14 protein-coding genes are annotated in these 12,669 nt (G+C 74.9%); 7 read left to right on the top strand and 7 right to left on the bottom strand.

Annotation, left to right across the window (positions count from 1 at the left end; all coding sequences use genetic code 11):
- Both PKA89_RS12165 and PKA89_RS12160 read right to left on the bottom strand, forming a co-directional pair.
- A partial coding sequence (locus PKA89_RS12165) for a maleylpyruvate isomerase N-terminal domain-containing protein (protein WP_324419777.1) occupies positions 1 to 394 on the bottom strand: 394 nt, incomplete at its 3' end.
- Positions 395 to 396: 2 nt separating this feature from the next.
- Positions 397 to 1,431, bottom strand: a complete 1,035-nt coding sequence (locus PKA89_RS12160; RefSeq protein WP_324419775.1) for a sigma-70 family RNA polymerase sigma factor — start codon at positions 1,429 to 1,431, stop codon at positions 397 to 399.
- A 196-nt stretch (positions 1,432 to 1,627) separates the two neighbouring features.
- On the opposite strand from PKA89_RS12160, the gene PKA89_RS12155 reads away from it, so the two are divergent.
- Entirely contained in the window at positions 1,628 to 3,130 is a 1,503-nt protein-coding gene (locus PKA89_RS12155) for a hypothetical protein (RefSeq protein ID WP_324419773.1), read from the top strand.
- Here PKA89_RS12155 and PKA89_RS12150 read toward each other — a convergent pair.
- Complete coding sequence (locus PKA89_RS12150; RefSeq protein WP_324419770.1) at positions 3,114 to 4,070, bottom strand: NAD(P)-dependent alcohol dehydrogenase; 957 nt, start codon at positions 4,068 to 4,070, stop codon at positions 3,114 to 3,116. The genes PKA89_RS12155 and PKA89_RS12150 overlap by 17 nt on opposite strands.
- 160 nt (positions 4,071 to 4,230) lie before the next feature.
- Between PKA89_RS12150 and PKA89_RS12145 the strand changes: the two genes are divergently transcribed.
- The 3 genes from PKA89_RS12145 to PKA89_RS12135 are packed head-to-tail and all read left to right on the top strand — an operon-like array spanning position 4,231 to position 6,579.
- Positions 4,231 to 5,628, top strand: a complete 1,398-nt coding sequence (locus PKA89_RS12145) for a DUF429 domain-containing protein (protein ID WP_324419768.1) — start codon at positions 4,231 to 4,233, stop codon at positions 5,626 to 5,628.
- A gap of 55 nt (positions 5,629 to 5,683) precedes the next feature.
- A complete protein-coding gene (locus PKA89_RS12140; RefSeq protein ID WP_324419766.1) occupies positions 5,684 to 6,112 on the top strand; it encodes a VOC family protein in 429 nt (142 codons plus the stop codon).
- A 56-nt stretch (positions 6,113 to 6,168) separates the two neighbouring features.
- Entirely contained in the window at positions 6,169 to 6,579 is a 411-nt protein-coding gene (locus PKA89_RS12135; protein WP_324419765.1) for a nitroreductase/quinone reductase family protein, read from the top strand.
- A 21-nt stretch (positions 6,580 to 6,600) separates the two neighbouring features.
- Here the strand turns inward: PKA89_RS12135 and PKA89_RS12130 are convergent, their stop codons facing one another.
- Genes PKA89_RS12130 through PKA89_RS12120 form a run of 3 tightly spaced genes read right to left on the bottom strand, consistent with a single transcriptional unit; the run spans position 6,601 to position 9,430 of the window.
- On the bottom strand, positions 6,601 to 7,203 hold the full coding sequence (locus PKA89_RS12130; RefSeq protein ID WP_324419763.1) for an LUD domain-containing protein: 603 nt from the start codon (positions 7,201 to 7,203) through the stop codon (positions 6,601 to 6,603).
- Positions 7,200 to 8,660: a lactate utilization protein B gene (locus PKA89_RS12125; protein WP_324419761.1), complete on the bottom strand. Its 1,461-nt coding sequence runs from the start codon at positions 8,658 to 8,660 to the stop codon at positions 7,200 to 7,202. The genes PKA89_RS12130 and PKA89_RS12125 overlap by 4 nt, the downstream gene beginning before the upstream one ends.
- Positions 8,661 to 8,680: 20 nt before the next feature.
- Positions 8,681 to 9,430: a (Fe-S)-binding protein gene (locus tag PKA89_RS12120; RefSeq protein WP_324419759.1), complete on the bottom strand. Its 750-nt coding sequence runs from the start codon at positions 9,428 to 9,430 to the stop codon at positions 8,681 to 8,683.
- Between the two features lie 89 nt (positions 9,431 to 9,519).
- Between PKA89_RS12120 and PKA89_RS12115 the strand changes: the two genes are divergently transcribed.
- A complete protein-coding gene (locus tag PKA89_RS12115; protein WP_324419757.1) occupies positions 9,520 to 9,735 on the top strand; it encodes a hypothetical protein in 216 nt (71 codons plus the stop codon).
- A 143-nt stretch (positions 9,736 to 9,878) separates the two neighbouring features.
- The gene (locus PKA89_RS12110) at positions 9,879 to 10,793 is read left to right on the top strand and encodes an oxidoreductase (protein WP_324419755.1); all 915 of its coding nucleotides are present in this window, start codon (positions 9,879 to 9,881) and stop codon (positions 10,791 to 10,793) included.
- A gap of 115 nt (positions 10,794 to 10,908) precedes the next feature.
- Here PKA89_RS12110 and PKA89_RS12105 read toward each other — a convergent pair whose 3' ends face one another.
- Positions 10,909 to 11,190 carry a DUF4287 domain-containing protein gene (locus PKA89_RS12105; protein WP_324419753.1) on the bottom strand — a complete coding sequence of 94 codons (282 nt, stop codon included), beginning with the start codon at positions 11,188 to 11,190 and terminating at the stop codon, positions 10,909 to 10,911.
- Between the two features lie 118 nt (positions 11,191 to 11,308).
- Between PKA89_RS12105 and PKA89_RS12100 the strand changes: the two genes are divergently transcribed.
- Complete coding sequence (locus PKA89_RS12100) at positions 11,309 to 12,205, top strand: NAD(P)-dependent oxidoreductase (RefSeq protein ID WP_324419751.1); 897 nt, start codon at positions 11,309 to 11,311, stop codon at positions 12,203 to 12,205.
- Positions 12,206 to 12,669: the final 464 nt, after the last annotated feature.

Genomic DNA, 12,669 nt, shown 5'->3' with positions numbered 1-12,669 from the left:
CCCATCCGTGGACGGCGACCTCGAGTGCCGACACCTCGAGCGCGACGTCCGGCTCGAGCCGGCGGTCGCCGAGCCGCACCGCCCCCGGGCCCCCGTCGCGCAACCACCCGTCGAGCAGCACGCACCCGAGGACCCGCAGGTGGTCGGCCAGCACCTCCGGCCGGTGCGACGTGGGCGGGGGTCCGGCGAGCGCCACCCGGCCGAGGGAGAGCTCGGTGACGACCTCGAGCGAGTCGACCATGTGGACGAGCAGGTCCACGAGCGTCCATCCGGCGCACGGGGTGGGCCGGCCGGCCTCGTCGTCGCGGACCCCGGCGAGCGCACCACGCGTCCACGCGAGGGAGCGGTCGAGGAGCTCGAGGTCGACCCGGGGACGGAGGTCCGCGGGACGCACGCTCACCCCTCCGGTCGGGTGGGGACGTCGTCGACGCCCAGCTCGGCGGGCAGCCCGGCCGCCGTGAAGTACTCCGTGTCGAAGAAGACGACGGCGTGCGAGACGTGGTCGCCGTCGAGCTCGAGGACCTGCAGCTGGAAGGGCCGGAAGACGTCGCCGTCCGGGCCCTCCTCGCGCATGTAGAGGCCGAAGGCAGGCTGGCCGTTGCACGTCGTGGCGAGCATCGGCATGTCGTAGCAGCCGCCCGGGCACTGGGTGTCGACGAGCGTGGCGATCGTGCGCGGGCCCTGGTACCAGCCGGCGAACGGCGGCATCTCCCAGACAGCGTCCTCGGTGAAGAGCTTGGCGATGGCGTCGACGTCCTTGCGCCAGAACGCGTCGACGTAGCGGTCGAGGAGCGCGCGCTGCTCGTCGGTCATCGGGGCGGGCGCGGCGTCGGCGGAGGGCGCGACCTCCTCGATGGTGGCGCGGGCCCGCTGGAGCGCGCTGTTGACCGAGGCGACGGTCGAGCCGGTGGCCTCGGCGACCTCGGCCGCGCTCCAGCGCAGCACCTCGCGCAGGACGAGGACGGCGCGCTGGCGCGGGGGAAGGTGCTGCAGCGCGGCGACGAAGGCGAGCCGGACGGCGTCACGCTCGGTGACCACGTCGGCGGGGTCCGCGGTGCCGAGCAGCTGGGCGTCCGGCATCGGGCCGAGCCACGGGACCTCGGTGCGCTCGTCGAGCGGGTCGCCGCCCTCGGAGGAGGAGGTGCCGAGGCCGGAGGGCAGCGGGCGGCGGTCCTTGCCCTCGAGCGCGGTGAGGCACACGTTGGTCGCGATGCGGTGCAGCCAGGTGCGCAGCGAGGACCGGCCCTCGAAGGAGCCGTACGCGCGCCAGGCCCGCAGGTAGACCTCCTGGACGAGGTCCTCGGCCTCGGAGGGCGAGCCGGTCATCCGGTAGCAGTGGGCGAGCAGCTCGCGCCGGTAGCGCGAGACGGCGTCGTCGAACTCCGGGTCGGTCGCGGCCGGCGCCTGCGTCCCCGTCGGCGTGGTCGTCATCGCGGTCCTCCTCCCGGCACCCCCGTGGTGCCCCAACCGTACAGACCGCGGCCGGTCGGGAAAATCATCGAGACCGCCCGATGAGTTTCCGGCACTGCTGACCGCCGGGTCCACCCCCGTCGTCGCCGCGGCGTCCGCTCCCTCCCGGCCCATCACGGCGCCGTCCGGCACCGTCCCGGCGGCCACCGGCGACCCGGTGCGGGTCACCGGGCGGCTCACCTCGCTCGTCACGGACGCGTTCCGTTCCGGCCGCAGCACGACGACGGTCGGGGTGGTCCCGGACGGGCAGCCCGCCGGCTTCGTCCGGGTCGAGGGCCTCCCCGGGGCGGCTGAGCACCCGCTGCTCGGCGCCCGGGTCACGGCGACCGGTCGGCGCACGGTCACCGGCGGCATCCGGGTCGCCGCCTCCGGCATCGCCCGCGCGTCGGGGACGGGGAGCACTCCGTCGCTCGCGCCGGTGACGGCGGCCGCCACGACCGGGCCGCGGACCTACCGCATCCTCGCGGTCTCGGTGCGGTTCGCCGACGACCCGACCAACGCGCCGGCCGCCCCGAGCACGGTGGCCGCCGGGCTGTTCAGCGGTCCGACGAGCGTGAGGGCGTACTACCAGGACGTCTCGGACGGCCTGTGGACGCTGACCGGGCGGGCGGTCGGTCCCTACACGGTCTCGCGGAGCAACCCCTCGGCCTGCGACTTCCAGCAGTGGGCGAACAGCGCGCGGACCGCGGCCCGGGCGGCCGGGATCGACCTGTCGGCGTACACGAACGTCATGGTCGTCCTCCCGCGGCAGACCTCGTGCGGCTGGGACGGCCTCGCCGAGGTGCCCGGCACCCTCTCGTGGATCAACGAGCGCACGCCCTCCCTCCTCGTCACCGCGCACGAGCTGGGTCACAACTTCGGCGAGCACCACGCCTCCGGCTACCGCTGCACGGTGGCGGGCGTCAGGGTGATGCTCTCGACGGCCGCCAACTGCCCGGACCCGACCGGCACCTCCCTCGAGTACGCCGACCCGTTCTCGGTGATGGGCAACGTCGCCGCCCGGCTGCACCACGCGGAGGCCCGCGTGCACTACGACCTGGTGCCGCCGAAGACGGTCGAGGCGGGGCAGGCCGAGACGGTGCGCCTCGCCCCCGCCGACTCGGGCAGCGGCATCCGCGTGCTGCGGCTGACCCGCCCGGACGGCACGTGGCTCGCGGCCGAGTACCGCCGCCCCACCGGCGCCTTCGACACCTTCGCCGCGTCCGACCCGGTCGTCAACGGCGTGACCTTCCGCATCGACCGCGGGGTCGGCCTGCAGACCTGGCTGCTCGACGCCAGGCCGTCGACGGCCAGCTTCCTCGACGCGCCGGTGCTGCCCGGCGGCTCGGTGACCGACCCGCTGACCCAGGCCCGGGTCGACGTCGTCAGCGTCTCCCCGACGGGCGCGATCCTGCAGGTGTCCTCGCCGACCGCCCCGACCGGGCTCGCGGTGTTCGCCAGCGGCTCGACGGTCATCGCGCACTGGGGTGCGCCGACCGGGGTGAGCGGGGTCGTCGGCTACGACGTCGCCCTCGACGGGCGCACCCAGCGCACGACGAGCCCGTCCTGGAGCGGGCCGGCGGCGCGCGGCTGGCACACGCTGACCGTCCGGGCGGTCGACGGGTCCGGCACCGTGTACCCGCCGGCCACCACACGCGTGCTCGTCACCGGGACGCGGTAGCCGCGACCCCCGCCTCGCCGGCGCTGGACGGTGGCTCGGCGACCCGGACGACGACCTTGCCGCGGGCCCGGCCGGTGGCCACGTGCTCGACCGCGGCCGCGGTCTCGGCGAGCGGGAACACCCGCTCGACCGAGGGCCGGACGCGTCCGGCGTCGACGAGGGCGACGAGCTCGGCGAGGTCCTCGGCGCGTTCGCGGGCCACGAGCATGACGAGCCGCTGCCGCACGAACGGCGAGAGGGCCGCGGCCGCCATCGAGCGCTGGAGACCGCCGAGCCACCGGCCGCCGGTCTCGCTGCCGACGACGACGAGCGCGCCGCGCGGAGCGAGGACCCGGCGGAGCGTGCGCAGCCGGCGGTGCCCACCGATGTCGAGGACGGCGTCGTAGGTGCCGCCCTCGGCGTCGACGTCCTCGGTCTCGTGCGTGATGACGTGGTCGGCGCCGAGCGAGCGGACGAGGTCGGCCTTGGCGGCGCTGCAGACGCCGGTGACCCGGGCGCCGGCCGCGACGGCGAGCTGGACCGCGTAGCCACCCACCCCGCCGGACGCCCCGACGACGAGGACCCGGTGCCCGGGGCCGCCGCGGCCTGCCCGGACCGCCTGGAGCGCGGTGAGGCCGGAGACGGGGAGGGCGGCCGCCTCGTCGTCGGCCAGCTGCCGCGGCGCCCGGGCCAGCCGACGCACCGGCACCACGGCCAGCTCGGCGCACGAGCCGTCCGCGGTGCCGACGACGCGGTCGCCGACGCTCCAGCCCTCGACCCCGGGGCCGAGGGCCTCGACCGTGCCGGCCAGGTCGCGGCCCGGCACGGGGTAGCGCGGGCGGCGCAGCCCGAGGCCGAGCCGGGCGACGAGCGGCCGGCCGGTCATCACGTGGACCGTGCCCCGGTCGATGCCGGCCGCCGTGACCCTGACGAGCACCTCCTCCGGCCCCGGGGTGGGCACCGGCAGGTCGGGGAGGTGGAGGCGGGCGGTCCCGCCGTACTGCTTCTGGTGGACGGTCCGCGCGGGCTTCTCCCTTACATCGTAAGAACAGGTCGGTGCGGCACACCGTAGCCTTACGTCGTAAGATCGGCAAGTCCCGAACCCACACGAAGGAGCCGCCGTGCCCACCGCCCGCCCGACCCGTGCCGCCCTGAGCCGCGAGCGCATCGTCGGCGAGGCCGTCGCGCTCGCCGACGCGGAGGGGCTCGGCGCCCTCTCGATGCGGGCGCTCGCCGGCCGTCTCGGCGTGGAGGCGATGTCGCTCTACCACCACGTGCCGAACAAGGACGCGCTGCTCGACGCGATGGTCGACGCGGTCTTCGACGAGTTCCACCTGCCGGCTCCGGGCGGCGACTGGCGGGCCGAGCTGCGCAAGCGGTCGGTGAGCGCCCGCCTCGCGCTGCTGCGCCACCGGTGGGCCGTCGGCCTCATGGACTCGCGACCGGCCCCGGGCGCCGCGTCGGTTCGCCACCACGACGCCGTGCTCGGGTGCCTCCGGGCCGCCGGCTTCTCGCTCGCCGCCACCGGGCACACCTTCGCCCTCGTCGACGCCCACCTCTACGGCTTCATGGTCCAGGAGCTCGCCCTGCCGTTCGCCGGCCAGGACGAGCTGGCCGAGATCGGGGCGGCGATCATCGACGAGGAGACGGCCGCCGCCTACCCGCACTTCACCGAGTTCGCCCGGGACCACGCGATGCGTCCGGGATGGTCGTTCGGCGCGGAGTTCGAGGTGACTCTCGACCTCGTCCTCGAGGCGGTCGCCGGGCTCCTCGACCCCCGTGCGGCGCAGGTCCCGGGTGCCCCGCCCGCCCCGGACCCCGTCGAGGTCGTCGCACCCGTGCTCGGGGTCGACGGCTGCCGGGCGGGCTGGGTCGGGGCGCTCCTCGAGCCGGGCGCACCACGCCCGCGGGTCGTCGTCGCCCCGACGATCGGTGAGCTCGTCGAGACCGTGCGTGAGACGACGGACGTCCGCGTCGTCGGCATCGACATCCCGATCGGGTTGCCGGACAGCACGACCCGAGCGGCAGACGCGTTGGCCCGGCGCGCCCTGCCCGGAAAGGCGTCGTCCGTCTTCACGACCCTGACCCGCGCCGCGTACGCAGCCGCCGACCGCGTGACGGCCGACGCAGTCAACCGCTCCCTGAGCGGGCAGGGCGTCGGTGCACAGGCGTTCGCGCTGCGCGAGAAGATCCTCGAGGTCGACGCCTGGCTGCGCACCCGGCCGACGCTCGAGGTGCTCGAGGTGCACCCCGAGGTCTCCTTCGCCGCCATGACCGGAGCCCCGCTCAGCCCCGGCAAGCGGACGTCGGAGGGACGGGACGCGCGGCTCGCGGCCCTCACGGCGGCGGGCATCGGCCGGCCGTCGGTCCTCGAGGGGCGCGGCTACGGCGCCGACGACGTCCTCGACGCGTGCGCGGTCGCGTGGAGCGCGGCCCGCCGGGCGGCCGGTCTCTCGCACCGGCTCCCCGACCCGCCCGAGGTCTTCTCCGACGGCATCCCGGCCGCCATCCACGTCTGACCCCGCGAGGGCCAAAGGAGTGGCCCCCGCCCGCCGCCGGTGGGAGGGTGGCGGCATGACCTCCCGCGTGGCCCACACCTCCGTCGACTGCCGGAACGCGTACGACCTGTCCGAGTGGTGGAAGGCGGTCCTCGACTACACCGACCTGCCCGACGACCCGAACCTGCCCGGTCACGAGGAGTGCATGATCGTCAGCCGGGACGGGGCGCACCGCATCCTCTTCATCGAGGTGCCGGAGGGGAAGTCGGTGAAGAACCGGCTGCACTTCGACCTCGAGCCGGTCGAGGGCACGCGGGACGACGAGCTCGCCCGGCTGCTGGACCTCGGCGCCGTCGAGTTCGCCGACCACCGCGGCCAGTACGGACCCGGCACCGGCTGGGTCACCCTGCTCGACCCGGAGGGCAACGAGCTCTGCATCCTGCGCAACGAGGCCGAGCGGACGGCGGCGAGCGCCGGGCCGCCGATCGACGCGCCGGCGGAATAGCCGCCGCCCGGCGGGTGCTGATCCGGACGACCCGACCAGCACCCCGGAGGTGGCCCGTGCCCGACTGGAACCAGCAGATCGTCGACGAGTTCCGCGCGAACGGCGGGACGGTGACCACGATGGGCTTCGGCCGTGGGCTCGTCCTCCTGCACCACGTCGGCGCGCGCTCCGGCACCGAGCGGGTCTCGCCGGTCGCCGCCATCCGCGACGACGCCGACACCTGGCTCGTCGCGGCCTCGAAGGGTGGGGCGCCGGACCACCCGGCCTGGTTCCACAACCTCGTCGCACACCCCGACGTCGAGATCGAGACGCCCGACGACGGGGTCGTGCCGGTTCGCGCCCGGGTGCTGCCCCGCGAGGAGCGCGACCCCGCCTGGGCCCGCTTCACGGCGATGTCGGAGGGCTTCCGGTCCTACGAGGAGAAGACCGACCGGGTCATCCCGGTCCTCGAGCTGCGCCGCCGCTGAGCACGGCTCGCCGGCGGACGGTCATCCGTCGACGAGGACGACGTGCAGTCGGCGCGGCCCGTGGACGCCCTCGACCCGGTCGAGCTCGATGTCACTCGTCGCGCTCGGGCCGCTGACCCAGGTCTGCGGCCGGACGGGGTCGAGCGCGGCGACGGCGTCGACGACCCCGCGGACGACCTGGTCGGCGCGGACCACGCAGACGTGCACGTCGGGGACGAGCGTGAGCGCCCGACGGCCCTCGCCCGGTCCGTGGGTGAGGACGATGGTGCCGGTCTCGGCGATGCCGAGGGTCGCGCGGGTGACGACGGCGTCGAGCGCGTCGAGATCCGTGGCCGACAGGACGGCGTCGACCACGGCGCCGGGGACCTCGAGGTCGAGCCCGTCGGGGACGAGGACGCGTGGCGCACCGTCGAGCGCCGCAGCGACGGCGGTCTCGAGCTCGGGTGCGCTGCACCGGGTCACGGTGGCCCGGTAGTCGGCGACGCGCTCGGCGAAGAGGTCGACGACGTCGGCACCGGGCGGCAGCGGGTCGCGGGTGCGGTAGGCGCGGTCGACCTCGGGGGCGTCCGGACGGTCGGCGAGGGCGGCGCGGACGGCGGCGAGGACGTCGTCGCGGGCACTCATCGGCCGGTCCCCTCGTCGCGGCCGATGCGTCGCCACCAGGCGCGGAAGGACTCTGCGGGCGGGGCTGGGAGGTCACGGGCGCCGGTCCACCGCGAGCCCGGGAACGGCAGCCACGACAGGGCGCGCCGGCCGCCGGGCATCCCGCGGCCGCGCCACGCCCGGCCGGCCAGCCCGGACGCCCTCTCCGCCAACGACATCCGCCGGGCGTCTCCGAGCGCCCAGGCCGCGGCGCGCATCGCGAGGGCCTCCGGCTTGGGACGCGGGTCGGCCCGGTGCGCGTCGACGACCCGGATGCGTTCGTGGACGAGCAGGCCAGGCAGGTCGATGGCGACCGGGCAGACGTCACCACACGCACCGCACAGCGTGGAGGCGTACGGAAGGGAGTCGGTGACGGGGTCCGTGCCGACCCCGCGGAGCATCGGGTTGAGGACGGCACCGATCGGGCCCGGGTAGACCGAGCCGTACGCGTGCCCACCGACCCGCTCGTAGACCGGGCAGACGTTGAGGCACGCCGAGCAGCGGATGCAGCGCAGCGCCGGACGCCCGACCGGGTCGGCGAGGGCGCGGGTGCGGCCGTTGTCGAGGAGGACGACGTGCACCTCCTGCGGGCCGTCGCCGGGGGTGACGCCGCTCCACGTCGAGGTGTAGGGGTTCATCCGCTCGCCGGTCGAGGACCGCGGGAGGAGGCGGAGGAAGAGGTCGAGGTCGGCGAAGGTCGGCACGACCTTCTCGATGCCGACGACGCTCACGAGGACCTCCGGGAGGGTGAGGCACATCCGGCCGTTGCCCTCGGACTCGACGACGACGAGGGTGCCGGTCTCGGCGACGGCGAAGTTCGCGCCCGAGACGGCCATCCGGGCGCGGAGGAACTTCTCGCGCAGGTGCAGCCGTGCCGCACCGGCGAGCTCGGCCGGGTCGTCGGTGAGGTCGGTCGGTGCCGGGCGGCCGGCGGCCGCCATCCGGGTGCGGAAGATGTCGCGGACCTCGGCCCGGCCCCGGTGGATGGCCGGCACGAGGATGTGGCTCGGCAGGTCGTCGCCGAGCTGGACGATCAGCTCGGCGAGGTCGGTCTCCCAGGCCGCGATGCCCTGCGCGGCCAGCGCGTCGTTGAGCCCGATCTCCTGGGTGGCCATCGACTTGACCTTGACGACCTCGTCGACGCCGTGGGTGCGCGCGACCTCGGCGACGACCGCGCAGGCCTCGGCGGCGTCGCGGGCCCAGTGCACGGTGGCGCCGCGGGCGGTGAGCGAGGCCTCGAGGGTCAGCAGGTGCTCGTCGAGCCGGGCGAGCGTGGCGTCCTTGACCGCCGCGGCCTGGCCGCGCAGGTCCTCCCAGTCCTCCACCTCGGCCACGACGGTCGCCCGCTTGGCCCGGATGGTCCCCGTCGCGTGGGCGAGGTTGTGGCGCAGCCGGGTGTCAGCGAGCGCGGTGCGGGCGGCGGTGGGGAACGGGGGCATCCCGACGAAGGTGCGGCCCATCACGTCCTCCCGGCCGGGTCGTCGGCGGTCGAGGCGAGGACCTCGGCCAGGTGCATGGTGCGCACGCCGGCCCGCTGCCGGGAGAGCAGGCCACCGACGTGCATGAGGCACGACGCGTCGCCGGCGACGAGCACCTCGGCGCCGGTCTCGCGGACGTGGCGCGCCTTGTCGGCGCCCATCGCCACCGAGACCTCGGCGTTCTTCACCGCGAACGTCCCCCCGAAGCCGCAGCACTCGTCGGCGCGGGGCAGCTCGACGAGGTCGATGCCGCGGACCTCGCGCAGCAGCCGGAGCGGGCGGTCACCGACCCGCAGCATCCGCAGCGAGTGGCAGGTCGGGTGGTAGGTGACCCGGTGCGGGAAGGACGCGCCGACGTCGGTGACGCCGAGGACGTCGACGAGCAGCTCACTCAGCTCGTGGGCACGGGGCACCAGCCGGGCGACGCCGTCGGCGACGGCGGGGTCCCCGGCGCGCTCGGCGACGAGCCGGTGCTGGTGGCGCACCGAGCCGGCACACGAGCCGCTCGGCACGACGACGGCGTCGAACCCCTCGAAGGCCTCGACGGTCCGGCGGACCAGCGGAACCGCCTCGTCGAGGTATCCGGTGTTGACCATCGGCTGGCCGCAGCAGGTCTGGGCCTCCGGCACCTCGACCTCCACCCCGAGCCGGCGCAGCAACCGCACCGTCGCGCGCGGCGCCTCCGGGAACATCGCGTCCCCGAGGCAGGTGGCCATCACCGCGACCCTCATGCCCGCCATTCTGCCCGACCCCTTCGGGTATCAGGGCCGGGCGCTGAGGGCTCCTCTCCCCATCGCGACGGTCGGGGAGGAGGACCGAGATGGAGACGACCCGTTGCCCCGAGTGCGGACACCCCGCCGAGCTGGTGGACCGCTGCGTCCTGGAGAGCACCGAAGGGCCGGTCGAGCACGCCCACGTGCGCTGCGTGCTGCGGCACCGGTTCTGGCTCCCCGTCGAGTACCTCACCCGTGAACCGGGCGCCGTGGGCACACCCCGCCGGATGCCGGTCCCGGCCGCTGCCCTCCGGCGGCGCTGAGCGGTTCCGCGCCCTCGGCCGCGTCACCGATCCGGTCACCGATCCGGCTCCCGCGGGAACGAGGGACGGGGGACGCCGCGTTGGCTCCAGTGGTGCCGCGCCCCGGGCGCGGCCGTCCCCGCCGTCGACCGACTGGAGTGCGCATGCCCCGCTGGACCTTCTCCGAGATCCCCGACCTCACCGGCCGGCGGGCGGTGGTCACCGGCGCGAACTCCGGCATCGGCCTCGTCGAGGCCCGAGAGCTCGCGCGGCACGGGGCATCCGTCGTGCTCGCGGTCCGCAACACCGAGGCCGGCGAGGAGGCCGCGCGTCGCATCCGCCGGACCGGCGCCGCCGGTGCGGTGTCCGTCGAGCGCCTCGACCTCGCCTCGCAGCGCTCGGTGCGGGAGTTCGCCGACCGGTTCGAGGGACCGCTCGACCTGCTCCTCAACAACGCGGGCGTGATGACACCGCCGCGTTGGCGCGAGACCGAGGACGGCTTCGAGCTGCAGTTCGGCACCAACCACCTCGGGCACTTCGCCCTCACCGGGCGGCTGCTGCCGCACCTGCTCGAGGCGCCCGCCGCCCGGGTGACCACGGTGGCGTCGATCGCGCACCACCGCGGCGACGGGGCGGTCTGCGAGGGCAACCCGCGAGAGGGCTACGACCCGCAGACGGCGTACGGCCGCTCGAAGCTGGCCAACCTGCTGTTCGCCGACGAGCTGCAGCGGCGCGCCTCGGCGGCCGCTGTGGCGCTCACCTCGACCGCCGCGCACCCGGGCGTCTCGGCGACCAACCTCGTCGCGAGCCCGGACGGGATGGGCGCGAACCGCCTCGTCGGCACCGTGGGACAGCTCGGGGTGCGGCTGCTGTTCCCCGGTCCGGAGAGGGGCGCCGAAGGACCGCTGTACGCCGCCACCGTCGCGGCGCCCGGCTCGTACTCGGGGCCGACGGGCATCGGGGAGACGCGCGGCCCGGTCGGCGAGGCCCGGCGCTCGCGGTGGGCGCAGGACCGCACCCTCGCCGCCACGCTCTGGGACCGCTCCGAGGAGCTCACCGGGGTCAGCTTCTCCTTCTGAGCCGCTCCGTCCTCCCCGCGCCATCCTCCCGGGACGTGCGTGAAGAACGTCGGGATGCCGACGTTCGTCACGCACGTTCGCGCAGGGGTGGGGCGGGGTGGGGCCGAGGGGCCCGTCAGCGGTTCGCGAGCCCGTCGAGGCGCAGCGTGTCGGACTCGTCGCGGTGGGTGCCGGTGCTGCCGACGTGCTTGTCCGAGATGCCGGCGCCGTTCTTCACCACGTGCACGAGCGCCATGGCGTGCCCGCGGCCGAGGTCGTAGTCCTCGGCGAGCCACGTGACGATCTCGCCCGCCTTCGTCCCGGGCCCGAAGCCCTTGGCGTGTGCCTCGTCGACGAGCTCCTGGGGGATCTTGCCGGTCTTCCTCTCGATGGTGTCGAGGTAGGCCTGGAAGGACATCGGTGCTCCTGGTCTCGATGGGGTGTCGCGAGTATGACCGGTCCGGTCGGCCGAACTCATCGCGACCCGGCGGGGACGCCCCGCACCGGGGGCGCCCGGCTGGTGTGAGGATGGCGGCATGCGCATCCTCCTCACCGGCGGCAGCGGCAAGGCCGGCCGACACGTCGTCCCGTACCTCGTCGAGCAGGGCCATCTCGTGACCAACGTCGACCGGGTCCCGCTCGGGCTCGACGGCGTCACCGACCTCGACGTCGAGCTGACCGACCTCGGGCAGCTCGTCTCGGCGCTGCGGATGCCCGCCTCGTTCGACGACCTCGAGGGGGCGGCCTTCCCCGGGTACGACGCGGTCGTCCACCTCGCGGCCGTCCCGGCCATCCTGCTGCGCGCCGACAACGCCACGTACGTCAACAACGTCGTCTCGACGTGGAACGTCCTCGAGGCGGCCGCGGTCCTCGGCATCCGCAAGGTGGTGTTCGCCTCGTCGGAGACGACCTACGGCGTCTGCTTCGCGCAGGGCGAGCGGCGGCCGGAGTACCTGCCCGTCGACGAGGAGCACCCGACCGTGCCCGAGGACGCCTACGCGACGTCGAAGGTGGCGAACGAGGTGACGGCGCGGTCGGTGCAGCGGCGCACGGGTGCCGACGTGTACGGGCTGCGGATCAACAACGTCATCGAGCCGCACGAGTACGCCGAGCGGTTCCCGGCGTTCCTCACCGACCCGGCGCAGCGACGACGGAACCTGTTCGCGTACATCGACGTCCGTGACCTCGCCCAGGCGATCGACCGGTGCCTGCGGACCGACGGGCTCGGGTACGAGGTGTTCAACATCGCCAACGCCGACCACTCGGTGGCCGCCTCGACCGCCGAGCTCGTGGCCGAGTTCTACGACGACGTCCCGATGCGTCGCGAGATGGGCGAGCGAGAGACGTTCTTCTGCATCGACAAGGCGCGTCGGCTGCTCGGGTACGAGCCGGCGCACTCGTGGCGGGACGTGCTCGACGACCCGAGAGGGTAGTCGAGCGCTGTCGGGGCTGCTCGGCGCCGGGTCACCCTCAGGGGTCGTGATCTGGTGCAGGACAGCGCGTTGCCTGTGGATTCCCGCAGTGGGGCGTCGACGGTCGCCGATGGCTTGCGTTCAGCACGGACGGGGGCACTGATGGCCACCGCGACCACGTCGACGACCCGGTCCGGGTGTCCATACCGCGGCCGGGCGCACACCGCACGGGGCCTCGGGAACGGGCAGGGAGGCGCCGCTTGCCGTTCCAGGAGCACGTTGTCCACAGGGCCGTGATCGACTGCAGGACAGTGGGTTACCTGTGGATGACGCAGATGGGGTGTCAGTGGTCGTCGGTAGGATCGGGGCAGCAGGGAAGGGGGCTCCGATGACCACCACGACGACCGGGTCCGGGTGTCGAGACCGCGGTCGGGCGCACACCGCACGGGGCCTCGGGACCGGGCAGCGAGGCGTTGTGTGCCGTT

The organism is Phycicoccus sp., from assembly GCF_035325325.1.
Taxonomy (GTDB): Bacteria; Actinomycetota; Actinomycetes; order Actinomycetales; family Dermatophilaceae; genus Phycicoccus.
Note: the sequence above shows the minus strand (reverse complement) of the source record. Positions and strands in the feature narration are given on the sequence as shown.